Source organism: Paenibacillus sp. RC67 (assembly GCF_030020805.1).
Lineage (GTDB): Bacteria > Bacillota > Bacilli > Paenibacillales > NBRC-103111 > Paenibacillus_S.
On record NZ_CP125098.1, the window covers coordinates 1,775,131 to 1,799,416 of the forward strand.

The following is a 24,286-nucleotide window of genomic DNA, read 5'->3' on the forward strand; positions in this document are numbered from 1 at the left end:
TGAGAAGCGGCCTTCTTTTCTCGTCTCATAACAGATTCAACAATACACTAGGAAGCATAAACGCTAGTCCTGAAAGCACAAAAAAAGCCTGATTCCGCCGGATCAGGCTTTTTCGTATTTATTAATTATATGCCCTTATTCTTCTTCCACGGAATCTGCTGGTTCAGCCGGAATACCGGGAGGACGAGGCCCTGGAAGCCTACCTGCACGTGATGCCGCTTCGCGCAGCAAGAACTCAATATGTCCGTTCACACTGCGGAATTCATCCTCAGCCCATCGTTCAAGTATTTGATACAGCTTCGGGTCCAATCTCAGGGCGAAGTTTTTCTTAGGTGCCATAGGCGCAAAGCCTTAATACAGACTTCCGGTATTAATGACAGGATTAGCGGAACGGTCAGATACGATAGCTACCAGCAAATTATTGATCATAGCGGCTTTACGTTCCTCGTCGAGTTCAATGACGCCTTCTCTTTGCAGCTGTGCAATGGCTAATTGCACCATACCCACAGCGCCTTCCACGATTTTGGAGCGTGCGGAGATGATAGCCGAAGCCTGCTGGCGCTGCAGCATAGCACTTGCGATTTCCGTGGAATAGGCAAGGTGAGTCAGACGCGCTTCAATCACCTCAACCCCTGCAACGGATAATCGCTCTTGCAGCTCTCTGCTGAGTTCCTCCGCGATCTCCTCCGAATTGCCCCGCAGCGAATATCCGGTATCCTCGAACACATCATAAGGATATTTATTAGCGACATGGCGCAGTGCCGTTTCGCTTTGAATTTCAACGAATTGTTCATAACGATCTACATCGAATGTAGCTTTAGCTGAATCGACGACTTTGAAAACAACAACCGCTGCAATTTCAATCGGATTGCCTTCGATATCATTCACCTTTAACTTAGCGCTATTAAAGTTGCGAACCCGAAGCGATACTTTCTTACGCGCGGAGAAAGGTAAGGTTAACCATATTCCGCTTTGGCGAATCGTTCCAACATAGCTTCCGAAGAAGGTGACGATATAGCCTTGATTCGGCTGAACTACAGTAATTCCCGTTGCAATGATTGCACCGACAATTATTGAAATAACGCCAAGCAGGCTGCTATCGTTAATCAAAAAAACAATTCCTGCTGCAACAAAGATTGCCATTAATAGTACCCCGAGAAATCCGTTGAGAACCCACGCTTTTTGTTCTTTCATTTTCAGCACTCCTTCTGAGTCGTTTTGTTATCAAATGAATATCCTTTTGATATTTTTATGATATCATTTTTGTTAATAATTGTAAAGTTCCTGTATTTACCAAAAGGCATTCTCACGTTGACACATTTCATGTGGCATGCTATAAAGTGGTTGTAAAGACTCATTTAAGGTGGTGTATACGATGGAACAAGTCAATTCCGAGCAAGTTTTCCAAGAAAAAATAGCGGGTGCTAAACCGACAATAGCTATTTTTAAAACAACCTGGTGTAAAGACTGCCACTTTATCGACCCTTTCATGCCAGAAGTGGTGGAAGCTTATAAAGATCGGTTAGAATTCATCCAGCTTGACCGTGATGAAGTGCCTGATTTGTGCGAGAAGCTGAACATTCTCGGCATCCCTAGCTTTATTGCTTTTCGCGAAGGGCAGGAGCTGGTTCGCTTCGTAAGCAAATTACGTAAAACAAGAGACGAAATCGAGCAATTCCTCGATCGGGCTCTGGAAGTTTCCGATGCTTTAAAGAAATAAATTCGCCATGTAAAAGCCGCTCTTTGTTCAGGATAACCTGAAGAAAGGGCGGCTTTTTTCATCATTATAATAATTTATTAGTTTCGGGGCTCCCCGCAAAGTACCTGAATCCTCTTCGAAGCTAAAGGCTCCACTTTGTGGGGTTATTTCACGGACAAGAAAATGTCATTTTTGCATACCGCACGGCCTGTCTAGGTTTATGGGAATGCTATGAAAACCGTATGGTTTGTTTCAATGGTTTGTAACAATTCCGCATGGATTTGCTCCAGTTTTATGGCTATAATGAAACATGAGCGATTGACTTGACTCATCATGTCGAGACTTAAAAAAGTAGGTGAGTTCATCACATGAATACGCAAAAATGGTTGAAATGGTTTTCCTTTGCCAGTATGTATGGAATGCTCTTGATTCTGATCATGGGCGCTCTGGTCACCAAAACAGAGTCGGGTCGCGGCTGCGGAGATGATTGGCCGTTATGCAACGGAAAATTCGTTCCAGCTTACACCATCGAATCCATCATTGAATACAGTCACCGTTTTGTGACAGGCATTGTAGGTATGATTTTACTTGTTACACTGATCTTGGTACTCCGATATAGTCACCGAAAAGATGCTAAATGGTTTGTGAGCTTAGCGATGTTCTTTACCATTCTTCAAGCGATTCTTGGGGCGATGGCTGTGATGTGGCCTCAATCCTCGGCAACCCTTGCGCTGCATTTTGGGATCTCCTTGGTAGCCTTTGCATTAACACTGCTGCTTGCCTTGGTATATACCCGATTCGGATCGATGCTGTCGGAGACAAATCATTCTTTATCACCGGGAATCAAATGGGCGATATGGATTATTACCATTTATTGTTATGGGGTTGTGTATTTAGGCGCTTTCGTAAGACACACGAATTCGGCAGGCGGCTGTATAGGATGGCCGTTATGTAACGGACAAGTTATTCCTGAGCTATCAGGAGCTACGCTCATCGTGTTCATCCATCGCTTGGGTGCGATTCTGATGCTTCTACTTATCGTATGGTTTTATCTCAACGTTAAGGCAAAGATGGGAACAAGGAATAATATTTATCAAGCGGGCAAATGGGCATTGATCTTCGTCGTGCTGCAAATATTCAGCGGCGGCTATGTAACTTTGTCGATGGGGTATGACTGGTACTTGCTTGCAAGTATGCTTCACACGATACTCATCTCCTGCTTATTCGGAATCTTGTGCTACTTATGCGTGCTTACCTTGCAGGGCAGAAGAGGTATCCGCTAAAGACGGGCTTACGGAGCTTTCTTATGAGCTGCGTAAGCCTTTATTATTCGTTTGAAAGAAACGTAATGAAATTCCATTCGTTATACATAACGCTAGGGGAAAAGGAGAAGGTGACATATGGTATTTACGAATCTACGAGCATTTGTGGAAGCGCTGCGCAAAGAAAAGCAGCTGGTAGAAATCAGTGCCCCGGTTGATCCGAATTTGGAGCTGGCCGAAATCCACCGGAGAGTAATTGACGAGGAAGGACCTGCTCTTTTATTTACTAATGTGAAAGGCAGTTCATTCCCGGTCGTTACCAATTTGTTCGGCACGAGCCGAAGAGTGGATCTCGCCTTTGGCCCGAAACCGGAGCAGTTCATGAAGCAAATCATTAATGCAACCGATACGCTTATGCCTCCAACGCCAAAAGCATTATGGAATGAACGTGGCCTTCTTATGGATCTGATGAAGGTCGGTACTAAAACCGTACCCTCATCGGCTGCACCTGTTATGCAGCAGCAGCGCAAAGATGCTCCGCTAGCAGGACTGCCTGTGCTGACCTGCTGGCAGGAGGATGGCGGCCCGTTCTTTACACTGCCGCTTGTATATACCGAGCATCCTGCTAACGGACATCATAATCTTGGCATGTACCGCATGCAGGTTTATGATGACCGGACGACAGGGATGCATTGGCAAATTCATAAGGGCGGCGGCTTCCATCACTACGAAGCGGAGCAGCGGGGAGCTGCGCTGCCGGTTACCGTATTTCTGGGCGGCCCGCCTGCATTGATTGCATCAGCCATAGCGCCGGTGCCGGAGCATCTGCCTGAGCTGATGCTCACATCGCTCATTATCGGGCAGAAGCTGCCGATGGTAGAAAATCCGAATGGGGGCCACAGGCTTGTGGCTGAGGCCGAGTTCGCCTTCTGCGGCTCCGTTCCGCCGCATGTACGCAGACCTGAAGGACCCTTCGGCGACCACTTCGGATATTATTCGTTAACACATGATTTCCCTGTGTTTAATATTGATCATGTGTGGCATCGCAAGGATGCTATTTATCCAGCGACGATTGTAGGTAAGCCTAGACAAGAGGACTACTACCTGGGAGAGTTTCTACAGCGTCTGCTCTCACCGGCATTCCCTATGGTTATGCCAGGTGTCAAAGAACTGTGGACGTACGCTGAGAGCGGTTTTCACTCCCTTGCAGCAGCAGTCGTTCGTGAGAGTTACAGTCGTGAGGCATTAACGACTGGCTTTGCAATTTTGGGACAAGGTCAGCTGACCTTGACCAAATTTCTAATGCTTACGGATCAGCCGATTTCTCTTGATCAGTTCACCCCTTTATTGGAGGCTGTGCTGGAACGCTTTGATCCGTCTTGCGATCTATTTATTTTTAACAATACTTCCCATGACACACTCGATTATACTGGAGGCCGTCTCAACCACGGAAGCAAAGCGATTATGCTTGGGGTAGGAGAGCCCGTTCGCAGCTTGCCAGGTGCGTACGAAGCCGGGGAGATTCCAGAGATCGACCGTTTAGCGGTTTACTGCCGAGGCTGCCTCGTTGTCTCCGGGGCTAGTTATGTGCAGGAGCCCCAATTAGCTCAGCGGCTTGTTGAGCATTCCGGCGATCGCTTGAAGCAGTGGCCTCTCGTTATCCTTGTCGATGATGCCAAGGCAGCTACAGCTAACCAGACGGCATTCTTATGGACGGTATTCACTCGGTTTAACCCGGCCAGCGATATTTTTGCCCGAACTCAGGTTAATGGGCATCATTTGGCTTATGAGCTGCCTATCGTTATCGATGCACGTATGAAGCCGGGGTATCCGGACGAGCTGATTCCGCGCGAAGATATTGTGAAATTGGTCGATAGTCGCTGGAACGAATATTTCAACTAAATATAATGATTGGTGTTTGATGGTTCTTGTAACCGGTATGCTGCGGCGTTTGCTGAAGCATATCGGTTTTTGCACTTTATAAGGGGGATGGCATTTAATGGGACTCCGAGCATAATTAACAAGCTGTTTCTATGGGTATACTTACAATTATTTGCTTAGTAGCGAGATAGTTTGGCTCGAAGGCCAAAGCGTCCGTATCCGCTGCTTCTCAAAGCCCGCAAGGAGGCTGTGCATTATGTTAAGAATGCTATTTAATGACCCGCGCCGCAATGACCAGGGCGAGCTGAAGAGAGCCAATCAATCGATCCGCGACTATATTCAATTGATAAATGATATCCCGGAAAATGAGCGCAATCACCAGGAGAGGCGCTATATGATATGGAGCGGCAGTTTCATAAGATCGCTCGATGAGCTGGAGCAAAGCCAATATGCGGCTGAACGCTTCGGAGAACGGGTCAGGTCCGTATATTTAGATGAAATGAACGAAGAAGAGCTCGATGACTATCATCGCCACCTTTACTTTTATAAAAATGCGATTATTCGTCTTTTCGCAATTTTAGATAAGCTAGGTCAGTTCATGAATGAGCGGTTCAGGCTTAAAACTGAGGAAATTAAGGCGCGTTTTTCTTATTTTACCGTGCTTAGGAACATGCATACGAATCGATTGTATGTTGAACTAGAAGAACAGCTTTATGAGCTGAAGGAACAATTCAATGACCCGGTAGAACGTTTGCGAAGCGAACGCAATTTGGAGATTCATACGATCAATGCGGATTTATTGGATGACCTCTTGAAAGCCGCTGAAGCAAAGAACGGCAAAGAACAACGAATCCAGACGGAAAACATTCAGGAACATCTCAGAGACCTTTCATCCGGCTGCGACATGACTTATCATGCTGCCCGCATGATATTTACTTATATAACGAAAATGGCGATGTCTTCCAGCCGTTATCCACATGAACAGTCACAGGGTTGAATGATGGGCATGGTTCCTCTATACTTTGAATAGAATGTACAAAAGGTCCGTCCAAACCTTTGAATATGAGAATCTCGAAAGACTAAAGAACATATGAGGAGGAAGCTCATGGACGAACAGAGAAAAGTTGCATTCATAACAGGAAGTGCCAAAGGGTTAGGGAAGATGGCTGCGCTGTTGCTGGCCGATTCCGGTTGCGATATTATTATTAATTATGTGAATAGCGATAAAGAGGCAATGGAGCTAAAGGAGCACATTAGGAGCAAGGGTGTGCGCTGTCTGGCCCTTCAAGGCGATGTTACCATTCAGGAGCAAATGAAGGAGCTTGTCCATCATGCCATCGATGAGCTTGGCAGTATCGATATACTAATCAATAACGCTGGCCCATTCGTTCGTGAACGTCGATTGTTCGCTGAATATGAGCCAGAGGAAATCAATTATTTGATGCAAGGCAATTTGCTTGGCGTCATGCAGTTGGACCATCTGGTGCTCCCTTATATGAGACGCAAACGATGGGGGAGAATCGTTCATTTCGGTTTCGGACATGCTGCCGAGGCAAGAGGCTGGCCTCATCGTGCGGTTTATGCCGCTGCTAAAGTCGGGCTCGTCTCCTTTACCAAAACGTTAGCTGTCGAGGAAGCGCCCCAAGGAATCACTGTCAATATGATTTGTCCAGGTGATATAAGAGGAGCCAATAAGGAGAAAACCATCGCAGAGGTAGAGCACGAACAGGATGAAGAGTCACCGCGCGGCCGACCGGGGACTGGAGAGGATATTGCCAGAGTCATCGCTTTCTTGTGCGAAGAGCGCTCCGATTTCATAACAGGCAACATTATGGATGTGTCAGGCGGGTTAGACCCTATTCGTACGATGATCGGTTCTCAGAAGATGTCCGGCTTTAATTGAAGCCGTGGGAAGCGGGTAAACGGGAAAAGACCCCTTGTGATCGATCCGATAAGGAGACGAACGCAAAGGGTCTTTTTACTTCTCTATCCTCAAAGAAGATGGAATTAGAACACTTGAACGACTTCTTGAACGCCTTCCACTTCTTCAAGCAATGCGCGTTCAATACCCGCTTTCAGTGTAATGGTCGAGCTTGGGCAGCTGCCGCAAGCACCCATCAACTTCAATTTAACGATGCCGTCTTCAACATCAACTAACTCAACGTCACCGCCGTCGCGCTGCAGGAACGGACGCAACTTATCTAAAACTTCCAGTACTTCATCGTACATGGTGCTTTGTGCATTTTCACTCATTTTGATTCACTCCTTTCTATACTTATTATATTACAATAGTAACAAAAATAAAATGGTTAACAAGGTGGCTGACAAGCAATGAGACCTATCATAGAATTTTGTACGAATAATATGCACCACGGCACCGAAAAGCTGATGAAAAAGCTTGAAGCCAATCTGGATTATGACGTTATTGAATATGGATGTCTTGGTAACTGCGGAGAATGCTACATGTTTCCTTATGCCCTAGTTAATGGCGAAATTGTTGCCGCACCCAACGTAGAAGAGCTTGAGGTTCAAATCGATAATAAAATAAAAGAGATCGAAGCGATGTTCGATCTCTTGGGTGAATAACAGTCTGTACTATCCGAAGTGACGCTTGGACATCCAAAGCACGCCGCTTTTTATAGCACGAGGCACCATGCCTGTCATAGGACGTTTGCCCAATAATGCAAAGCCTGATTTTTTGCCGAGCGATCCCAAAACCCCTTTGAGCTTGATTTTGCCAAGCCGAGGGGTTTCGTTTTTCCAGACAGCTCTCATCACTTCAGCAACTTGACGGCCTTGTCCTTGCGCTGCTTGAGCGCTTGGGCTAAATGGTAGAGAAGCGCAGTCGCCTATTACATACACTTCCGGATACTCAGGGATCTGATGATACGGATTGATGACAACTCTTCCCTGGCTGTCCTTAGGAAGCTGCAGCTGCTGAACAATCGGGCTTGGTTGAATACCGGCCGTCCAGATGGTGACATCTGTATGGATGAGCTCCTGCTGATTGTACAGGATTCCCCCCCTCTAGACGGCTGAGACAGATATGAGATCTCATTTCGATATCATGCTCCAGCATCCAGTCGCGCACGAAGGATTGAAGCTTGCCAGGGAATGCTGATAATACACTCGCACCCCTGTCCAATACACGGATATTCAGATCCGAACGGCTTTCACGCAGCTCAGCTGCCATTTCTACGCCGCTGAGTCCGCCGCCGACAATGGTAACCTGACCATAAGGAGCGATATCATTCACTTTTTGAAACGTCTTACGAGTGGAGGATAGGGTCTGAATGCTTTCTGAGTATTGCTCAGCGCCTTCCAGGTTGTGATATTTGTCGACGCAGCCGAGACCAAGAACAAGCCAATCATACGAAAGCGGCTCATCGTTCTCGAACAGAATTAGCTTTCTGTCCAGATCAACACCCGTTACTTCACCGAACTTAAGAATTAGTCTTGGGTCTACAGGGTATTGCACTCGAATATCGATATCGGCCAACGTACCGGCAGCAAGAGCATAATATTCGGTCTTCAAGCCTTGGTAAGGCATGCGGTCAACGAGTACTAGTACCGTGTCTTTAGGCAAATCTTTTTCCAGCAGCTCGTTCGCTACGGTCAAACCGCCATAACCGCCGCCTAATATAACCATTTTCTTCATTTAGTTAACCCTTTCTATAAGGAACATCCGTTTCCGTTTCAGCTTAGTAAACTTTAATTTCGTTGTAGAAGGTATCGCGTTCGACTGGAATACGGCCTGCTCCTTTAACGAGCCAAACAAGTTCATCGCGTGTCAAACCTTCTGGAGACAATGCGCCTGCAGCATGACTAATTCTTTCCTTCACGATGGTTCCGTGAACGTCTGAAGCTCCGAAGGAGAGGGCGATTTGAGCAAGCTGAGTACCAAGATTGATGAAGTAAGCTTTAATATGCTGAATGTTGTCAACCATAAGTCGGCTGATTGCGATGGTTTTCAAGTCGTCAAAAGCCGCGACACGGCGTTTAATGCCTGCATTGACATTAGCAGGTTGCACAGAATTCGGAATGAAGACCATGAAGCCGTTCGTATCATCTTGAAGCTCACGCAATAAAATCATATGCTGGATACGTTCTTCCAACGTTTCAATCGATCCGTACAGCATGGTTGCATGAGTTTTAAGGCCAAGGGAATGAGCATCCCGCTGCACTTGAAGCCATTGGTCTGTAGTCGCTTTGCCTACGCCCATTTTCTTGCGGTAACGTTCGGATAGGATTTCCGCTCCGCCGCCGGTCAGAGTAGCAAGCCCAGCGTCCATCAAAGTCTGTAGGACTTGTTTATAGCTTAACCCACTGATGCGGGAATAAAACTCAATCTCAGCCGCTGTGTGAGCTTTAATTGTTACATCAGGATAACGCTCCTTCAGAGCACGGATGCAGTTCACATAATACTCGAATGGAAGATGCGGATTATGCCCTTGGGCAATGTGGAATTCACGCATACCCGGTTGAATGTGAGCGTCGATATACTCGAACATTTCCTCGGGGCTTAGCGTATAAGCTCCTTCTTCACCTTCATCGCGGCGGAAATGACAGAACGCACAGTGCGCCTCACAAACGTTAGTGAAGTACAGGCTCATATTGTCAATGAAATAAACTTTTTTGCCATTCTTCCTTAAGTTAACTTCATTGGCTAATTGGCCAATAGTCAACAAATCATCGGATTGATATAGAAAAACGCCGTCCTCCAGGGAAAGTCGTTCTCCATGCTTTACTTTCTCGGCGATCTCCGCCATCCTTTGATCAGGATTGCTAATTACAATGCTCATAAAGCCACCTCCAGATTAGTAGTGTTATAATATAAAAAGAATACGTGTCCAGCACGCATGGAACCGGTGATGTAGCATAGCATGCCAGAAAACCGCTCGACCCTCGGATCATCATCTAGCGGTTGGATAACGTGCTTCAGCTGAAGCTGTGAAACCTTGCACATACATTTCCGTGAAGTAGAGAATGGAGAGTCTAGAACCAGTAAACATTACATCTTATTATAAACCTCATAATGGGGACGAGCAATACATAGTTCGACAAAAGGCCATAGGAGCCTGGCAGGATGAATTTATAAAGCTCTACTTAGATGGAAGTCCTTGAGCAGAATCCTTATAAGGAGTATACTGTAATAGAAGTAGCTTTATGAAAAAAACGAATGTTCTAAATAAGCTGACTTAAGCTAACTTATAAAAGCAAGGAGGAAATCAACATGGTTAAAATTAGCGATACAGCATGCGATAAAATTAAAGAGTTATTGGAGAACGAAGGAACGCCGAACTTGTTTTTGCGTCTTGGCGTGAAGGCTGGTGGCTGCAGCGGCTTTTCTTATGGTATGGGCTTTGACGATCAAGCACAGGAAGGCGACAAAAGCTTTGAAATCAACGGCTTGAAGGTCGTTGTTGACGCCGACAGCTCCAAATATTTATATGGCGTGGAGATCGACTTCAAGGAATCCGGTATGGGCGGTGGCTTCACCATCGATAACCCGAATGCGGTAGCAAGCTGTGGCTGCGGCTCTTCCTTCAAAGTGAAGGATGAAGAGGGCGCTCCGGAGAAATGCGACGATAAAGTAGAGGCGTAATAGGCTCTGGTTTTTAAACTGTTTAATTATAGTCTCCTCTTACGGTACGTGCCGAAGGGGAGGCTTTTATTTTTGTTTTAAATAAACAACAAAGTGGCTTGCGGAAGAATTCCGTAAGCTCTTTTCTATTTTTCTATTAATTTGTAAAAATGGTACATGATCACAGCAGGAATTCCAGACGATACCGTAGAATTTATCTGTAAAATATATACAACTAGCCACAGATGGAGAAGCGAATGTCGTATTTAAGAGCCAACTTAACCGTTGGATATTCAGATAAACCTTTATTTACAGCGGGAGTCTACTATCCCATTGATTATCAAACGGATAGTCACTATGTGGTAGTGAGTGATCATGGTAAAACCAAATACATAGGATTTGAATGGGTAGGGGAAGGGGCTGGAATGGACTTTACCTATCGTGATGTAGGTTGGTTCAGCGCCTTTTTTAATAATTGCTGGCGTTAACATTTGCTTTTGAACTCGGTTATCTCTATAATAATAGAACAAATGTTCTTATTTAGAGGTGAGGTAATGAAAGCGAACAATCCATTTTTAAAACTTGATGAGCCTACATACATAAATAAACAGCAGCATAAAAGAAAACGCCCGGAGAAAGACGAGCAGGAGCTGGAATCACTTATACGAACTCTTGCCGTAGCTATTTTTACGGAGCGGGAGAATATAGTGACCGTTTGGAGCGAATACGAAGACCAGACGTTCCGAGGCAAAATAACCGAGCTGGACAAAGTACATAGAACGATCCGAATAGAGAATGAAGAAGAGTACACCTGGATTCAATTTGACGATGTAATGGATATTGAGATTATTACTAGCGATTTAACCGCTGAATCCGTTTTAGCTAAATAACGATGAATGAAGAGGAACCTCATTATGAGGTTCTGAGTCTGTTGAGAAACCTGATTTCCGAGAAATATGCTATATAGGTAAGTGGGGTATGCCTCGGAAGAGTTTACGTCCGCCTTTGAAATACGTGAATATACCACTAAAATCTAATCAAATTCACGGGTTTCAACAGCGGCTGGAGGGGCATACCTCACTGGAGTATACTAGCAATATTTCAAGTTTTGCAGGTTTCTCGACACTCTGGGAACCTCATTATGAGGCCTTTTTTCGGAGGATCAACATTTCCCGATAACAAAATTGGACGATGCCTGCGGATGGCGTCGTTTTTTCTCTCTTGCAAGGGGTTCTCGTCAAGCTATGGAGCATTCCAGAAAACAATACAAAATTTTTACTTTTTGACTTCAAATTTCGAGCACCTTTTCAGCAAAGATCCTTTATAATCCAACATATCGGCCATAAGACTATGAAATCCATCAGGAATAGGGAGATGCGAATGACCCATATCAATCATATTAATCTTGCCAATACGACGGGAAACGTTTACTGCTGTCTGCGCAATAAAATTGTGAGATTGAATGAATCTCAAATTACGGACTATTGCAGCGGCTGTAAGATGAATAGAGGAGCGGAGCAAGGAAAGAGCGTTCAATGTCACTGGGATGACGTGCGTGATATATCCAATCCTTACATTGTGGTTGACCCTCAATTGGAGTTTATTAGTATGCAAAATAGAAAGCTAATGATAGAGCTTCCTTGGGGTCATGCCGGAAATGCGCTTGCATAACCATTATGCAGCAAAAAAAGGGCAGTCTTTCTGATAAGGAAAGACTGCTTTTTCCATTTTCTGAATTAATTTTTTTTATCATGATGAGGGTGGATAACCTGTGTATAACCTTGTCCACATAATCCACCCCATAATCATACAGGAAATTACACTTATTAACAGTGTGCGCACAGGTTATGCACAAAAAGCTGTGGATATTCGAACGCTTGTTCTATTTTTCTAGGCATGATACTATAATTTTACTTTAACGAAGTTAGGTGATCTAAATGAGATTGATGAGCAATGAGATTTTAATCGATTCGTACTTCAAGGCACTGAACCTGCAGTTGGAACAGGAGTTTGTCGAATTGTTGTTGGAAGAGATCAGACGTCGTCAGCTTAATTTGGAATACTTTCATAGAGAAGCTCAGGTCAATTGACCTGGCTCTTTTTTTGGCTGTTGGTCCGATTGGCTTCAGCTGTGGTACGGTTTAAGATTAGTCAATGTTTCGCAGTTCCTCGAAGGCATCCCTATCCAGCACTACATCGCCTGCCGCACAAGAATCGTCAAGCTGCGCCGCGGTTTTGCAGCCTGATATTGGGAACACAGGAAACGAATGAGCTAGCAAATACCCTAAAGCTACTTGAGACATGGTAAGCTGAAGCCGTTCTGCGATGGCCTTGACCGCTTTTAATTTGTGAAGGTTGTTCTCGCTGCACAGCTTCCACACCTTTTTGTTGTCTGCGGTTGGCTCCTGGAGCATTTCACTTGTATATCTTCCGCTGAAAAAACCGTTGGCCTGAGCATTGTAAGGGATAACAGGCAAGCCTGTTCGCTCATAATAAGCCAGCTCTCTTTCGTTCATGGTTATCATCGTTGGATCATTTCCAGGGCGATAAGTTGCCAAGCTCCATTTGATTTGACTGGCTGCGAAGCCCTGTAAGCCCTGTTGGCTGGCATATTGCTGAGCGGCATCAATTCGTTCCGAGCTCCAATTGGAGCATCCGAAATACCGGATCTTTCCCTGATGAACGTATTCATTTAGCGCATCAATAATTCCTTCGACCGGTTGCTGTGGATCGTCTCTGTGAAGCCAGTACAGATCAATATAATCCGTCTGCAAATTCCGTAAGCTCTGCTCCAGATCGTGAGCAATATCTTCCTTCGACAAACGAGGGATATGCATGGTATCCAACTCGGGGTGAGCGCCTTTGGTGGCAAGGATGATTTGACTTCGGTTATTTCGCTCCTTCATCCATTGCCCGATTACCTTTTCACTTCGGCTTAGCTCTCCGGGTACCCAGTCGCTGTATACCTTGGCCGTATCCAGAAAGCTGCCTCCATGGTCTAAGAAGCGGTCCATGAGCGCAAAGGAACCGTCACGAGTAATCGTTTCACCGAAACTGGACGTTCCTAGGCAAATTACGGAAGGGAACAATTCCGTCCCTGGTAGATGTCTAACCTTCATGATGAATCAGCCTCCAACATGTTATTATTACTAGATTGTTTGATTCTTGCCATCCTACCGTAATTATAAGTAAACCAAGAGTGCATTGTAAGCAGTTACATTTAGTTGTATTAGTATACTGAAAGTAAGGTGTTGCGCGTATCCATATTTGGTAATAAAAAAAGACGCTTCTGTTGAAAAGATCAACGAAGAAGCATCTTCGATTGAAAGCTGTATATGATTACATTTTCATGCTGCTGCTGTGCCCAGGAGACAATTTGGCATTCGGATCAATGTACACTTTGGCATTATTGATCGCTGTCGGAGCTTCACCGAAACCTACGGCGATAAGCTTCAGCTTACCAGGGTAAGTCGTAATGTCGCCCGCAGCGAAAATACCTGGAATGCTGGTTTCCATACGCGAGTCAACAACGATAGAGCCGTTATCGAGTTCAAAGCCCCACTCCGCAATCGGGCCTAAGGATGAGATGAAGCCGAAGTTGACGATAACCGCATCAACGTCCAAATCGAAGGTTTCACCGGACTTGCAATCGGCAAGCGTTGCTTTTGTAATCGTATCTTCACCATGAAGAGCCGTAATTTCTTTAGGCGTCAGCACTTCAACCTTGGAATTTATCAAATTCTCAACGCTATGCTCATGTGCGCGGAACTTGTCTCTGCGGTGAATTAAAGTTACTTTATCTGCGATTGGCTCAAGCATGAGCGCCCAGTCTACTGCGGAATCTCCGCCTCCGCTGATGAGAACTTTTTGGCCTGCGAACTTGCTCAGATCGCTGACGAAGTAGTGCAGGTTTTTCTTCTCATACTTAGCAGCCTCCGCAAGCTCAAGACGTCTTGGCTCGAAAGCCCCCACGCCGCCGGTAATAATAACGGTATTGGATTGGTGAACGCCTTTATCCGTTGTAACTTCAAACAAACGCTCGTCTTTCTTCTCAACCTTCAGTACTTTTTCTTCCAAACGGATATCGATGGGGAAATGCTGCATTTGCCGTGCCAAATTGTTGACCAGCTCTTGAGCTGTCACTTTCGGGAATCCGGCTACGTCATAAATGTATTTTTCTGGATACAAAGCAGCCAGCTGACCTCCCATTTGAGGCATGCTCTCGATAATTTTTACCGATGCCTGACGCATACCGCCGTAAAAAGCGGCAAACATACCGGTCGGACCACCGCCAACAATGATAATATCAACTATTTCGTTTTGCATTGATAGTAAACACCTCCGGGGCATAATATCAATCAAACTATATTATAAAACTTATGGGAATAAAGGGAAACTGTTCCAAACGCTATAGATAAAAAAATGAAGATAGAGATAAACTATATTTGGCAGGGTCAGTAATAATACCTTATGTGGTCTAGGTTTATTCCGTTATTTTTAATCAAAATAATACTTGCTATTTGTCAATATAAATTATATTATGTCTTGAGAACTGATTAAAAGCTAACTGTAAATAAAGAACAAAAATGTTTTTTCTTTCAAGGATTTCTTTGAAATCAAGGTGCGGAAATCGAATTTTAATTTACTTTGTGTAATTTTTCACAATCATTTTTGTACTATCATACAATACAGAAAATAACGTGATGGAAGGGATTAAACCATGAGTCGAATACCAAGAATAGTCATTTTGGGAGCAGGATACGGCGGCATCGTAACGGCTATTCGCTTACAGAAGGAATTAAATTATAACGAAGCGGACGTTACACTGGTTAACAAACATGACTACCACTACATTACGACCCATCTGCACATGCCGGCGGCAGGAACGGATAATCCGGAGAACGCACGGGTAAATATTCTTAAGCTGATCGACGAGTTTAAGATTGATTTTGTTAAATCCACCGTCGTACAGATCCGACCTCATGAAAAGAAAGTTATTCTGGAGGAAGGAACGTTGTCTTACGATTATCTGGTTATCGGCTTGGGCGGTGAGCCCGAAACTTTTGGAATTCCCGGATTGAAAGAGTATGCGCTAAGCATTCGTAGTATCAACAGCGTTCGTTTTATCCGTGAACATATAGAATATCAATTTGCCAAGTTTAAGCGTGAGCCTTCCCGTACGGATTATTTGACGTTCGTAGTGGGTGGTGCAGGATTTACGGGTATTGAATTCGTGGGCGAGTTGGCAGACCGTCTTCCGCAGCTGTGCAAGGAATATGACGTAGATCCATCACTGGTCAAAATAGTTAACATTGAAGCGGCTCCAACTGCATTGCCGGGCTTCGATCCCGAATTAGTGGAGTATGCCATGAAAGTGCTTGAGAACAAAGGAGTCATTTTCAAAATTGCGACAGCTATTAAAGAATGCACGCCGGAGGGCGTTCTTCTAGCTACTGGCGAGGAGATTAAATCGACGACGGTTGTATGGACCGGAGGTATTCGCGGAAATCACATGCTCGATGAAGCGGGCTTTGAGACGATGCGCGGACGCATTAAGGTCGATGAGCAGCTTCGCGCTCCAGGTTATGACCATATCTATGTATTGGGCGACTGTTCCATCGTGATGAATCCGGAAGGACGTCCATACCCGCCGACAGCGCAAATATCGATGCAGCAAGCGGATGTATGTGCTCACAATCTGGTTGCATCCATACGAGGAGAGCAGCTCAAAACCTTTGAATACCAAAGCAAAGGAACCGTTGCATCCTTGGGACGCGGTGAAGCTATCGGCATTGTAGGCTCACGCAAAATTAAAGGTGGAGCAGCTGCCGTTATGAAAAAGATCGTTGATATGCGATACCTGTATATTATCGGCGGTATTCCACTAGTATTGAAGAAAGGTCGCTTCTAATCATGCGGCACTGCAGCGTACAGGTACGCGGATTGCTGACTCGGGACGAACTCGATCGCTACAATGCTCTCATAGAAGTAGGCCATTTTCTCGAAAGCCAAACCCGTTATGATTTGGTGTATACCGTGCAAAAAGAAATCGATACGTTGATTATCCCAGCTATCGAGCGCCTGAAGGAGAAATCCCGTCAGCGTGACCGGGATACAGAAGCGTATTTGGCAAGCAAGGCGGAAGCAAGCCGTGATGCTAGGTTTGAAGACGATGACGAAGATGAATAGCCTGTGAATAACAGTCTCATAGAACATATATAAAAACCGGGTTCAAGAGCATTCGCTCGAACCCGGTTTTTGTTGGCTTACAGCTTAAGCATAGCTTCCATTTTAGTGCGGTCGAGCAAATTGCCGACATAGAAGTCACCGAATTCACCAAAGCGTGCACTTGTTTCGTCGAAGCGCATTTCATGAACGATTTTCTTGAATTGCAAAGCGTCGTCTGCGAACAGCGTAACGCCCCATTCCCAGTCGTCCAAGCCGATGGAGCCAGAAATGATTTGTTTGATTTTACCGGCATAGTTGCGGCCGATCATACCGTGGGCACGCATGAAATTGCGGCGCTCCTCAGTGGAAAGCATGTACCAGTTATCGTTGCCTTCACGGCGTTTATCCATTGGATAGAAGCACACATGCTTAGCTTTAGGAAGGATCGGTTTCAAGCGGGCCAGGATATCTGGATCCTGCATTGGATCAACGCCCGGTTTGGCCATGTAGCCGCCAAGCTCTACGATCGAGACGTAGGAATAAGTAGGAACTGTTACTTGAGCAAACAACGTTTTGTTGAATGCTGTTTCCAGCTCGTTCAGTTCTTCCAACGTCTCGCGAAGGTGCATGAACATGAAGTCGGCTTTTTGTCCTACGATGCTGTAGAAAGCAGTACTGCCGAGCTTCTGATCTTCCGTACTTTGATATTGCGCCAGCAAGCTGTACAGTTCGTCCTCGGCGCGGTTTCTTTCCTGGTTCGTCAAACTTTTCCAAGCTGTCCAATCAATAGCACGAAAATCGTGCAGAACGTACCAGCCTTCCAATGTGTTTACTAAATCGCTCATGGGGTACACTCCTTTATATGTAAGATTTTTCACTAACAACTTGTTTCATTGTATCTAAATCAAGCTTAAAGGGCAAATGAATGCCGTGTATTTGAAAGGAAAGCAGGGTAAAAATAAAATCTCATGTTCATGAAGCGTTCACTTTACCAGATGACTAAAGTTATATAAAATAAACATAACTATATCTAATGTTTTGATTAAAGGAGTTGACCGAATTGCTGCAGTTGATCATCGTAACGGTACTGTTGTTCGTGCTATTTTTCGGACTCGGTTTTATATTGAACATGCTGATGAAAACAACGTGGTTCCCTATCTACGGTTACATCGCTCTCGTTATTGGACTGGTCATATATTGGGGTTGGGAGACAGGCTCGCTGACTACCAATCTTTCTGAATATTCCTTTGCGGATTATATTCCGGCTATCGGCGGTCTAATCGGCGCTATTTTGAGCGGGTCTACTATTAAGTCTCTTCGTGAAAAAGGCTTCAGAATGTTTTAATATAACTCCATAGAAAGGTTGTGCTGCTCATGAACGGCCAGCTGCGCAAAGACGTAATACCAGGCATCAAGGTCCAAATCGTTCAGAAGCAGGATCAACGTTCAGGTAAGCTCACATCGGGCATAGTGAAAGATATATTGACGAATTCACCTAGCCATCCGCACGGAATTAAGGTTCGCCTTACGGACGGGACCGTCGGCAGGGTAAAGGAAATCAATGCGGACTAGTTTTGTGAAAAACATGGTGGCGGCAGCATCCGTTTACCATGTTTTTTTCTTTTCTACTCATCGCGCAGCTGTCGATTTATGTGGTAAAATGGAGGTTAATACGTTAGACCAAAGATGGGATTGAGTAAATGCGGATTACGAATTTGCTGCACTTTTCGGAGTATCATCGCTATTATGTCATACGCGATTTTTCATTGAGCAGTCTGGATATGAAGATGTTATCAACTATCTACCAGCCGATGATTGGAGCCTTTGCGATCAGTCTGTATCATACGCTATTTCAGCAGCTTCCAGCCGATAAGGTCGGGTGCTCCTTGATGGAGCAGCAGCGCAAGCTGTTCTTGGGATTGGAGCTGGAAGGCGGAGAGCGGGGACGTAAATTTTTCATAGAGCAGACATCCAAGCTAGAGGCGATAGGACTGTTGAGAACGAACCGGCGGTTCGTTGAGGCATCGGATGATTATGTGTACGAATACACGCTGTATGCTCCGCTTTCACCGAACGAATTTTTCAAAAACCAGCATCTGACGCTGCTTCTGCGCGACAAGGTTGGTAAATATATGGTATTTTCATTAAAGGATGAGCTGGTGTTGCCGGATCTCGATGAGCTGAGTCAGGCTAACTCGGAAAATTTGTCGGTTCCGTTCTATGAACTGTTCCGCCTAAATACCCAGGTGGTTGATTATGAGCTGGAGCAAGCCTTGTTCGAATCGGCAGCTTCTAAGCCTGCGGAGAGACCAGAGGTCGTCATTAAAGGATTCCAGTATTCGGATATTATTATGCATTTTCCGAGAGGGTCAGTGAATCGCTCCTATGTGGAACGGCTCAAATACGAGCCTGAGCAAATGGCCAAAATCAATTATGTCGCCAAGAAATACGGTTTGTATTTGACGGATATGTGCCGTTTGCTGGATGAGGACGGCGTTTTTGACCCAGATGGAGAAGTTGCGCTCGAGGTGCTTCAGCATAAAGCGAATGCCGTGTTCCGGCAGGACAAGAAACGTACCGAAGAACGGACACGCTATATGGCTCGTGTAGAGCAGGGGCGAGCTGCAGCGGCGTCAGAATCAGCCGTACCGTCTGAAGAAGTCGAGGACAAGGCGGTAGAGATGGAGTTTTATCTGGAGGTACCGGATATATTCCAGGGAGAGTGCAACCAGCACCAATATAATTACATTTTGCGCAATGAGCCCTATACGTTTCTTCTTGAGAAGATTTTTTCCAAAGGAACGGTTCCGGACGGCTTGTTGGACACATTGTCCAAGGTAGATCTGAACTATCGGTTAAGCGAAGAGGTTATAAATGTTCTCATTCATTACCTCTATGTAAATAAACGTTCCTGGTCCAAGGCATCCATTGAATTCAGCGTTACGGATATGTTGGCTAAGCAGGTCGGCACGTACGAACAGGCAGTACAGTATATCCGTGAGCAGAACAAGTACAAGGAAACCAAATCAGCGCGCGGAGGAACAAGACCGGCTGCGGCGTCAGGCAACCAGCGGGGTGGCGTACGTGGTAGCGGCAAACAGAAGCCGCAGCTTCCAGTGGTGGGAGACAATCCGGTAACGGCCAATCAGCGTACGGCAGAGGAACGAGAAGCAATGCGCCGCAGAGCACAAATGCTCGACGGCAAGCTATAAGACGGGGAAGGGGTGCAGCAAGGCATGGAATCACTCGGCGAAATGTTGAGGTCGTTGCCTAATCCTAAATACCGCCAGCAGGCGGAAGAAAAGATCAAGCAGATCATGGCTGATCCATTGGTGCAAAAGCTTCGCGCCAAATATCCGATGCTGGATGACTACACGATAAAGATCAATATGAACCGACTGTATCAATATGTGACCGAGCACAACACATGCTCCAGCTGTCCGGGGCTGGACAAATGTCCGAATGATTTCACAGGACACTATACGATGCTGTCCGTAGAGGAATCTGACAAAGGACCCCGGCTGTACGACTATAAAGTATCCTGCAAAAAGTTTGTGGCCCAACAATCGCAGGACGCGATTCGAAGCCGTATTCGCAGCTTTTATGTAGACGAGCAGGCGCTTTCTCAAGGATATTCGTCAACCGAAATCTTCGATAAAGATCCGAACCGCGAGGAAGCGGTCGACCTGCTGATCAGTTATATTTTGCAGACGAAGCAGGAAGGGCTTCAGAAGAAGGGATTATACCTGGCAGGAACCTTTGGTACCGGTAAAACGTTTCTGATGTGCTACATGCTTCATGAGCTGGCCAAGAGCGGATTTACGGGGGCTATTGTCTATATGCCTGATTTTGCCGAGGATCTTAAGGCAATGTTCCAGGACCCTATGAAGCTAAAGGAAACGATTGATGTTCTTAAGGAAACGGATCTGTTGGTGTTTGATGATATTGGAGCGGAGAATTTGAATCCATGGTTGCGCGATCATGTCATGGGGGCCATTCTGAATTACCGTATGAACCGGAAGCCTACCTTCTTCACTTCCAATCATGATCTGAAGGCATTAGAGCAGCATTTCAGCTTCACCAGCAAGGACGGGGACGAGGAATTCAAGGGACGGCGAATTATGGATCGTATCCGGCCTTTTGTCGAGGTTGTTCTGGTCAACGGATATAACAAGCGTGGCAGTTAAACAATAAGAGTATGGAACCGGTCTTGTCGGCATCAGCTGCAGGCCGGTTTTTTGTTATGAAAAAAAGGCTGTTTCTGGAACCTTGCCCCTGTAAAAATCATCCGATAATGGGTAATTAATAATAGGAGCATTATGGTGAAGATAGGGGAGGGAACTTATGACACTGATTGCGGAAAAGGGAGCTCAAGCTATTCAAAAGTACATAGTAGCGTGGAATCAGTATGATGAAGATGCTTTAATCAGTCTCTTTACTGAGGAGGGGAGCTATCAGGATAGCGCTACAGGTGTCCCTTTAACAGGCAAGGCGATAGGAGTGTATGCCAAAAGCTTGTGGACGGCCTTTCCTGACCTGCGCTTTGAATCTGGCAGATCGGGCGTGCAGCCAGATGGAACGGCTTTTATCGAGTGGGTGTTGAGCGGAACGAACCAAAGTTCATTTAATGGGTTCCCATCTACGGGCAATCGGTTCTCTATTGAAGGAGTAGATATTTTCTCAATCCAAGAAGATAAAATTGCTTCGGTTAGAGGTTATTTCAATGTAAACCATCTTATGCAGCAGTTGGGAATGCTTTGATTCATAGTATGCTGAAATAAAAAAGCCTGCCCCGCGGCTTCAGCAGCAGGACAGACCTTTGATAACCTCTTAGCGTGTCATAACCTGAATAACGGTTGCGACTACAGCAATTAGCAGAAGAACACCGAAAAATGCGCCGAATGCCAATGCAACGTCCATAAAGTCATTGGTTGGTTCTTCCATAACGTGAAGTTCTGGGTGTTTTGGATCGCTCATTATTGATTTCCTCCTTAAGAATTTCCGTAGGAAAGTCTTGTGCATAGTCCTAATTATGAATAGTATACCCAAATTCGAAGATAATTGTAAAGCAGGTGAAAGTGACAATTATGCGACGTTTTTCTATTTTCGATCTGAATTGCTAAAGCCGGATGGAAACAGATGGACGAGTCGATGGGCGGTTGAAAATAGGGGGTATTGTGGTATACTTTACTTGTTGACAACATTTTTATTTTATCCGGTGGAAGGAGAAGACATACAATGGCTATCGTTAATGTAACGGACCAATCTTTCAAGAATGAAGTTGAAGGATCCGGTACGGTTCTTGTTGATTTCTGGGCCCCTTGGTGTGGACCTTGTAAAATGATCGCGCCTGTATTGGAAGAGCTTGATCAAGAAATGGGGGACAGCGTGAAAATCGCTAAAGTGAACGTGGATGACAATCCTGAGTCCGCATCCCGTTTCGGAGTGATGAGCATCCCAACATTGATCGTGTTCAAGGATGGACAACCGGTTGATAAAGTGGTAGGTTTCCAATCGAAGGACGCTTTGAAAAACGTTGTAACCCGCAATCAATAATCAGTTTCTAACGAAAACTGTTAATGAGAAAAAGCTCTTTTTCTGCTATGCTGAAAAAGAGCTTTTTTGTTGTTTAGGATCATTTTCCAACGGTTTGCTGGTAGAAGGGAGAAGTCAAAGCAATGACGATGCACGAAGAGGAGCAGGAGCGCAAACGGCGAACGGAAGCGATCCGTAACAAGCTGGCGCTTCTGCCGGAGAAGCCCGGCTGTTATTTGATGAAGAATAAAGAAGATAAAATCATATATGTCGGCAAGGCCAAGGTGCTTCGCAACCGGGTCCGTTCTTATTTCACAGGAAGCCACAGCGCCAAAACGCAGGCTCTGGTGAATGAGATAGCCGATTTTGAATATATCGTAACGGGAAGTAACGTTGAGGCACTTATTCTTGAATGTAATCTGATTAAAAAATATTATCCTCGGTACAACGTGCTGCTGAAGGACGACAAGTCGTTTCCCTATATAAAAATTACGAACGAGAAGCATCCGCGGCTCGAGGTCACGCGCAAGGTGTTCAAGGATAAGGGCAAATATTTCGGGCCCTACCCGAATGCATTTGCCGCACAGCAGACCAAGAAGCTGCTCGACCGGCTGTATCCGCTTCGCAAATGCAAGACGCTGCCGGATCGCGTCTGCTTATATTACCACCTTGGACAGTGCGTAGCACCGTGCGAGTATGAAGTAGCCCAGGAAGAGTATGACCGCATGGTTCAGGAGATTTCGCGCTTCTTGAACGGTGGTCATGATGAGATTAAACAGGATCTGACCCGTAAAATGCACGAGGCGGCGGAGGAGCTTAACTTCGAACGCGCTAAAGAACTGCGCGATCATATTGTCCATATCGATGCCGTTATGGAGAAGCAGAAGATTACAACGAACGATGTTGTAGATCGTGATGTGTTCGGCTACGCCGTTGATAAGGGCTGGATGTGTGTGCAGATTTTGTACATGCGTCAAGGTAAGCTGATCGAGCGTCGAGCCTCTATGTTCCCTTACTATGGGGAGGAGTATGAGGATTTCGTTTCGTTCGTTACCCAATATTACAGTGACAATCCAGCGCTGCCTCGTGAGGTCTTTTTGCCCGGGGAACCAGAGCAAGGGCAAGAGCTTGGGGAAACGGCTGAAGATGCTGCTGTCGAGGGTTCTACAGATGAGGACAGCGCACAGGCTGAAAGCTTGAAAACGGATGTTAAGGATGCCCTGGAAAGCTGGCTCAAGGTAAAGGTCCATATTCCTCGCCGCGGCTTGAAGAAGAACATGGTTCATATGGCCTGCGACAATGCCCGCGTTGGGCTGGAAGAGAAGTTCCGGCTTATCGAGAGAGACGAGCAGCGTACGGTTAAAGCGGTGGAGAATTTAGGAGAATGGCTTGGCACCGGTGTCATCCACCGGATCGAGGCCTTCGATAACTCGAATATTCAGGGATCTGATCCCGTATCAGCCATGGTTGTGTTTACGGATGGCAAACCGGACCGTAAGGAATACCGCAAATACAAAATCCGTACCGTTCAAGGCCCTGACGACTATGAGACGATGCGTGAGGTTGTACGCCGCAGATACGAGCGGGTTCTTAAGGATAACTTGCCTATGCCTGATTTGGTTGTTATCGACGGAGGTAAAGGTCAAATTTCGGCTGCTGTCGATGTGCTGGAGAACGAGCTGGGTCTTTATATCCCGGTCTGCGGACTGGTCAAGGATGCTAAGCATAAGACGGCGGAGCTGATGATGGGAGATCCGCCTGAGATTGTCCCCCTGCCACGAGATAGTCAGGAGTTTTATTTGCTGCAAAGAATTCAAGACGAGGTGCATCGATTCGCCATCACCTTCCATAGGGAGACGAGGGCGAAGTCGATGGTCGTCTCTACTCTCGATTCGATTCCAGGGATCGGGGAGAAGAGGCGCAAAGCGCTCTTGAAGCATTTTGGCTCGCTTAAAAAAATAAAAGAAGCCGGAATAGAAGATTTCCGGCCTCTAGGAATCGGGGAGAAGCTGGCGTCGCAAATTTTGCGTTCACTGAATGGTGAAGCAGAGGATGAGTCACAAGCCGATCACAACGACGAGCTGGATGAGCAGCAGGATGATAATGTCAACGAATAGCTCCGTTGCGGGACAATAAAGAGCATACCAAGCTTTCTAA

The 24,286-nt window shown here is 45.7% G+C and carries 28 protein-coding genes and 1 pseudogene; 20 read left to right on the plus strand and 9 right to left on the minus strand.

Annotation, left to right across the window (positions count from 1 at the left end; translation table 11 throughout):
• Positions 1-135: 135 nt before the first annotated feature.
• On the minus strand, positions 136-339 hold the full coding sequence (locus tag QMA13_RS08020) for a type II toxin-antitoxin system antitoxin (protein WP_282940751.1): 204 nt from the start codon (positions 337-339) through the stop codon (positions 136-138).
• A 12-nt stretch (positions 340-351) separates the two neighbouring features.
• Positions 352-1,194 (minus strand): SPFH domain-containing protein, encoded by an 843-nt coding sequence (locus QMA13_RS08025; RefSeq protein WP_282940752.1) that lies wholly within the window; start codon positions 1,192-1,194, stop codon positions 352-354.
• A 181-nt stretch (positions 1,195-1,375) separates the two neighbouring features.
• Here QMA13_RS08025 and QMA13_RS08030 point away from each other — a divergent pair, with 181 nt between their 5' ends.
• From QMA13_RS08030 to QMA13_RS08050, 5 genes are all read left to right on the plus strand, one after another.
• Positions 1,376-1,720, plus strand: coding sequence for a thioredoxin family protein (locus QMA13_RS08030; protein ID WP_349254205.1), 345 nt, complete (start codon positions 1,376-1,378; stop codon positions 1,718-1,720).
• Positions 1,721-2,067: 347 nt separating this feature from the next.
• The gene (locus QMA13_RS08035) at positions 2,068-2,982 is read left to right on the plus strand and encodes a COX15/CtaA family protein (RefSeq protein ID WP_282940756.1); all 915 of its coding nucleotides are present in this window, start codon (positions 2,068-2,070) and stop codon (positions 2,980-2,982) included.
• Between the two features lie 117 nt (positions 2,983-3,099).
• Positions 3,100-4,863, plus strand: coding sequence for a UbiD family decarboxylase (locus QMA13_RS08040; protein WP_282940758.1), 1,764 nt, complete (start codon positions 3,100-3,102; stop codon positions 4,861-4,863).
• A 235-nt stretch (positions 4,864-5,098) separates the two neighbouring features.
• A complete protein-coding gene (locus QMA13_RS08045; protein ID WP_282940760.1) occupies positions 5,099-5,839 on the plus strand; it encodes a Cthe_2314 family HEPN domain-containing protein in 741 nt (246 codons plus the stop codon).
• A gap of 108 nt (positions 5,840-5,947) precedes the next feature.
• Positions 5,948-6,745: an SDR family oxidoreductase gene (locus tag QMA13_RS08050; protein WP_282940762.1), complete on the plus strand. Its 798-nt coding sequence runs from the start codon at positions 5,948-5,950 to the stop codon at positions 6,743-6,745.
• 104 nt (positions 6,746-6,849) lie between these two features.
• Here the strand turns inward: QMA13_RS08050 and QMA13_RS08055 are convergent, their stop codons facing one another.
• Positions 6,850-7,095, minus strand: coding sequence for a NifU family protein (locus QMA13_RS08055; protein WP_028547362.1), 246 nt, complete (start codon positions 7,093-7,095; stop codon positions 6,850-6,852).
• Positions 7,096-7,173: 78 nt separating this feature from the next.
• On the opposite strand from QMA13_RS08055, the gene QMA13_RS08060 reads away from it, so the two are divergent.
• Positions 7,174-7,428, plus strand: a complete 255-nt coding sequence (locus tag QMA13_RS08060) for a YuzB family protein (protein ID WP_282940764.1) — start codon at positions 7,174-7,176, stop codon at positions 7,426-7,428.
• Positions 7,429-7,437: 9 nt separating this feature from the next.
• On the opposite strand, the pseudogene QMA13_RS08065 reads toward QMA13_RS08060, so the two are convergent.
• Together QMA13_RS08065 and mqnE are read right to left on the minus strand one after the other, a co-directional pair.
• Positions 7,438-8,500 (minus strand): annotated as a pseudogene (locus tag QMA13_RS08065) (NAD(P)/FAD-dependent oxidoreductase).
• A 43-nt stretch (positions 8,501-8,543) separates the two neighbouring features.
• Complete coding sequence (gene mqnE, locus QMA13_RS08070; RefSeq protein WP_282940766.1) at positions 8,544-9,644, minus strand: aminofutalosine synthase MqnE; 1,101 nt, start codon at positions 9,642-9,644, stop codon at positions 8,544-8,546.
• 425 nt (positions 9,645-10,069) lie between these two features.
• On the opposite strand from mqnE, the gene erpA reads away from it, so the two are divergent.
• From erpA to sda, 5 genes are all read left to right on the plus strand, one after another.
• Positions 10,070-10,447 (plus strand): iron-sulfur cluster insertion protein ErpA, encoded by a 378-nt coding sequence (gene erpA, locus QMA13_RS08075; RefSeq protein WP_282943327.1) that lies wholly within the window; start codon positions 10,070-10,072, stop codon positions 10,445-10,447.
• A gap of 224 nt (positions 10,448-10,671) precedes the next feature.
• Positions 10,672-10,914 carry a hypothetical protein gene (locus QMA13_RS08080; protein ID WP_282940768.1) on the plus strand — a complete coding sequence of 81 codons (243 nt, stop codon included), beginning with the start codon at positions 10,672-10,674 and terminating at the stop codon, positions 10,912-10,914.
• 66 nt (positions 10,915-10,980) lie between these two features.
• On the plus strand, positions 10,981-11,316 hold the full coding sequence (locus QMA13_RS08085; protein ID WP_282940769.1) for a YolD-like family protein: 336 nt from the start codon (positions 10,981-10,983) through the stop codon (positions 11,314-11,316).
• A 490-nt stretch (positions 11,317-11,806) separates the two neighbouring features.
• Positions 11,807-12,097 (plus strand): hypothetical protein, encoded by a 291-nt coding sequence (locus QMA13_RS08090; protein ID WP_282940770.1) that lies wholly within the window; start codon positions 11,807-11,809, stop codon positions 12,095-12,097.
• 275 nt (positions 12,098-12,372) lie between these two features.
• Positions 12,373-12,516, plus strand: coding sequence for a sporulation histidine kinase inhibitor Sda (gene sda / locus QMA13_RS08095; RefSeq protein ID WP_481858146.1), 144 nt, complete (start codon positions 12,373-12,375; stop codon positions 12,514-12,516).
• 57 nt (positions 12,517-12,573) lie between these two features.
• Here the strand turns inward: sda and QMA13_RS08100 are convergent, their stop codons facing one another.
• On the minus strand, positions 12,574-13,545 hold the full coding sequence (locus QMA13_RS08100) for an aldo/keto reductase (RefSeq protein ID WP_282940772.1): 972 nt from the start codon (positions 13,543-13,545) through the stop codon (positions 12,574-12,576).
• A gap of 220 nt (positions 13,546-13,765) precedes the next feature.
• Positions 13,766-14,752: an NAD(P)/FAD-dependent oxidoreductase gene (locus QMA13_RS08105; protein WP_282940773.1), complete on the minus strand. Its 987-nt coding sequence runs from the start codon at positions 14,750-14,752 to the stop codon at positions 13,766-13,768.
• Positions 14,753-15,146: 394 nt separating this feature from the next.
• Between QMA13_RS08105 and QMA13_RS08110 the strand changes: the two genes are divergently transcribed.
• Complete coding sequence (locus tag QMA13_RS08110; protein WP_282940774.1) at positions 15,147-16,337, plus strand: NAD(P)/FAD-dependent oxidoreductase; 1,191 nt, start codon at positions 15,147-15,149, stop codon at positions 16,335-16,337.
• A gap of 2 nt (positions 16,338-16,339) precedes the next feature.
• Positions 16,340-16,615 carry a hypothetical protein gene (locus tag QMA13_RS08115; protein WP_282940775.1) on the plus strand — a complete coding sequence of 92 codons (276 nt, stop codon included), beginning with the start codon at positions 16,340-16,342 and terminating at the stop codon, positions 16,613-16,615.
• Positions 16,616-16,692: 77 nt separating this feature from the next.
• Here QMA13_RS08115 and hemQ read toward each other — a convergent pair whose 3' ends face one another.
• The gene (hemQ, locus tag QMA13_RS08120; protein ID WP_028547375.1) at positions 16,693-17,439 is read right to left on the minus strand and encodes a hydrogen peroxide-dependent heme synthase; all 747 of its coding nucleotides are present in this window, start codon (positions 17,437-17,439) and stop codon (positions 16,693-16,695) included.
• Positions 17,440-17,654: 215 nt separating this feature from the next.
• Between hemQ and QMA13_RS08125 the strand changes: the two genes are divergently transcribed.
• The 5 genes from QMA13_RS08125 (at position 17,655) to QMA13_RS08145 (ending at position 21,355) form a co-directional block, all read left to right on the plus strand.
• Positions 17,655-17,939 (plus strand): YuiB family protein, encoded by a 285-nt coding sequence (locus QMA13_RS08125; RefSeq protein WP_028547376.1) that lies wholly within the window; start codon positions 17,655-17,657, stop codon positions 17,937-17,939.
• Positions 17,940-17,968: 29 nt separating this feature from the next.
• The gene (locus QMA13_RS08130; RefSeq protein ID WP_282940776.1) at positions 17,969-18,166 is read left to right on the plus strand and encodes a YwbE family protein; all 198 of its coding nucleotides are present in this window, start codon (positions 17,969-17,971) and stop codon (positions 18,164-18,166) included.
• A 128-nt stretch (positions 18,167-18,294) separates the two neighbouring features.
• Positions 18,295-19,806 (plus strand): replication initiation and membrane attachment family protein, encoded by a 1,512-nt coding sequence (locus QMA13_RS08135; RefSeq protein ID WP_282940777.1) that lies wholly within the window; start codon positions 18,295-18,297, stop codon positions 19,804-19,806.
• Positions 19,807-19,830: 24 nt separating this feature from the next.
• Positions 19,831-20,781, plus strand: coding sequence for a primosomal protein DnaI (gene dnaI, locus QMA13_RS08140; RefSeq protein WP_282943328.1), 951 nt, complete (start codon positions 19,831-19,833; stop codon positions 20,779-20,781).
• A 157-nt stretch (positions 20,782-20,938) separates the two neighbouring features.
• Entirely contained in the window at positions 20,939-21,355 is a 417-nt protein-coding gene (locus QMA13_RS08145; protein WP_282940778.1) for an ester cyclase, read from the plus strand.
• A gap of 69 nt (positions 21,356-21,424) precedes the next feature.
• On the opposite strand, the gene QMA13_RS08150 is transcribed toward QMA13_RS08145, so the two are convergent.
• Entirely contained in the window at positions 21,425-21,571 is a 147-nt protein-coding gene (locus QMA13_RS08150; RefSeq protein WP_282940779.1) for a YqzM family protein, read from the minus strand.
• Positions 21,572-21,832: 261 nt separating this feature from the next.
• Here QMA13_RS08150 and trxA point away from each other — a divergent pair, with 261 nt between their 5' ends.
• The gene (gene trxA, locus QMA13_RS08155; RefSeq protein ID WP_028547380.1) at positions 21,833-22,150 is read left to right on the plus strand and encodes a thioredoxin; all 318 of its coding nucleotides are present in this window, start codon (positions 21,833-21,835) and stop codon (positions 22,148-22,150) included.
• A gap of 122 nt (positions 22,151-22,272) precedes the next feature.
• Entirely contained in the window at positions 22,273-24,246 is a 1,974-nt protein-coding gene (gene uvrC, locus QMA13_RS08160) for an excinuclease ABC subunit UvrC (RefSeq protein ID WP_282940781.1), read from the plus strand.
• Positions 24,247-24,286: the final 40 nt, after the last annotated feature.

What these genes read in the sequence shown, in the direction of transcription:
- QMA13_RS08020 (WP_282940751.1), bottom strand. Translation starts at nt 339, where the DNA reads ATGGCACCTAAGAAAAACTTCGCCCTGAGATTGGACCCGAAGCTGTAT.
- QMA13_RS08025 (WP_282940752.1), bottom strand. Translation starts at nt 1,194, where the DNA reads ATGAAAGAACAAAAAGCGTGGGTTCTCAACGGATTTCTCGGGGTACTA.
- QMA13_RS08030 (WP_349254205.1), top strand. Translation starts at nt 1,376, where the DNA reads ATGGAACAAGTCAATTCCGAGCAAGTTTTCCAAGAAAAAATAGCGGGT.
- QMA13_RS08035 (WP_282940756.1), top strand. Translation starts at nt 2,068, where the DNA reads ATGAATACGCAAAAATGGTTGAAATGGTTTTCCTTTGCCAGTATGTAT.
- QMA13_RS08040 (WP_282940758.1), top strand. Translation starts at nt 3,100, where the DNA reads ATGGTATTTACGAATCTACGAGCATTTGTGGAAGCGCTGCGCAAAGAA.
- QMA13_RS08045 (WP_282940760.1), top strand. Translation starts at nt 5,099, where the DNA reads ATGTTAAGAATGCTATTTAATGACCCGCGCCGCAATGACCAGGGCGAG.
- QMA13_RS08050 (WP_282940762.1), top strand. Translation starts at nt 5,948, where the DNA reads ATGGACGAACAGAGAAAAGTTGCATTCATAACAGGAAGTGCCAAAGGG.
- QMA13_RS08055 (WP_028547362.1), bottom strand. Translation starts at nt 7,095, where the DNA reads ATGAGTGAAAATGCACAAAGCACCATGTACGATGAAGTACTGGAAGTT.
- QMA13_RS08060 (WP_282940764.1), top strand. Translation starts at nt 7,174, where the DNA reads ATGAGACCTATCATAGAATTTTGTACGAATAATATGCACCACGGCACC.
- mqnE (WP_282940766.1), bottom strand. Translation starts at nt 9,644, where the DNA reads ATGAGCATTGTAATTAGCAATCCTGATCAAAGGATGGCGGAGATCGCC.
- QMA13_RS08080 (WP_282940768.1), top strand. Translation starts at nt 10,672, where the DNA reads ATGGAGAAGCGAATGTCGTATTTAAGAGCCAACTTAACCGTTGGATAT.
- QMA13_RS08085 (WP_282940769.1), top strand. Translation starts at nt 10,981, where the DNA reads ATGAAAGCGAACAATCCATTTTTAAAACTTGATGAGCCTACATACATA.
- QMA13_RS08090 (WP_282940770.1), top strand. Translation starts at nt 11,807, where the DNA reads ATGACCCATATCAATCATATTAATCTTGCCAATACGACGGGAAACGTT.
- sda (WP_481858146.1), top strand. Translation starts at nt 12,373, where the DNA reads ATGAGCAATGAGATTTTAATCGATTCGTACTTCAAGGCACTGAACCTG.
- QMA13_RS08100 (WP_282940772.1), bottom strand. Translation starts at nt 13,545, where the DNA reads ATGAAGGTTAGACATCTACCAGGGACGGAATTGTTCCCTTCCGTAATT.
- QMA13_RS08105 (WP_282940773.1), bottom strand. Translation starts at nt 14,752, where the DNA reads ATGCAAAACGAAATAGTTGATATTATCATTGTTGGCGGTGGTCCGACC.
- QMA13_RS08110 (WP_282940774.1), top strand. Translation starts at nt 15,147, where the DNA reads ATGAGTCGAATACCAAGAATAGTCATTTTGGGAGCAGGATACGGCGGC.
- QMA13_RS08115 (WP_282940775.1), top strand. Translation starts at nt 16,340, where the DNA reads ATGCGGCACTGCAGCGTACAGGTACGCGGATTGCTGACTCGGGACGAA.
- hemQ (WP_028547375.1), bottom strand. Translation starts at nt 17,439, where the DNA reads ATGAGCGATTTAGTAAACACATTGGAAGGCTGGTACGTTCTGCACGAT.
- QMA13_RS08130 (WP_282940776.1), top strand. Translation starts at nt 17,969, where the DNA reads ATGAACGGCCAGCTGCGCAAAGACGTAATACCAGGCATCAAGGTCCAA.
- QMA13_RS08135 (WP_282940777.1), top strand. Translation starts at nt 18,295, where the DNA reads ATGCGGATTACGAATTTGCTGCACTTTTCGGAGTATCATCGCTATTAT.
- dnaI (WP_282943328.1), top strand. Translation starts at nt 19,831, where the DNA reads ATGGAATCACTCGGCGAAATGTTGAGGTCGTTGCCTAATCCTAAATAC.
- QMA13_RS08145 (WP_282940778.1), top strand. Translation starts at nt 20,939, where the DNA reads ATGACACTGATTGCGGAAAAGGGAGCTCAAGCTATTCAAAAGTACATA.
- QMA13_RS08150 (WP_282940779.1), bottom strand. Translation starts at nt 21,571, where the DNA reads ATGAGCGATCCAAAACACCCAGAACTTCACGTTATGGAAGAACCAACC.
- trxA (WP_028547380.1), top strand. Translation starts at nt 21,833, where the DNA reads ATGGCTATCGTTAATGTAACGGACCAATCTTTCAAGAATGAAGTTGAA.
- uvrC (WP_282940781.1), top strand. Translation starts at nt 22,273, where the DNA reads ATGACGATGCACGAAGAGGAGCAGGAGCGCAAACGGCGAACGGAAGCG.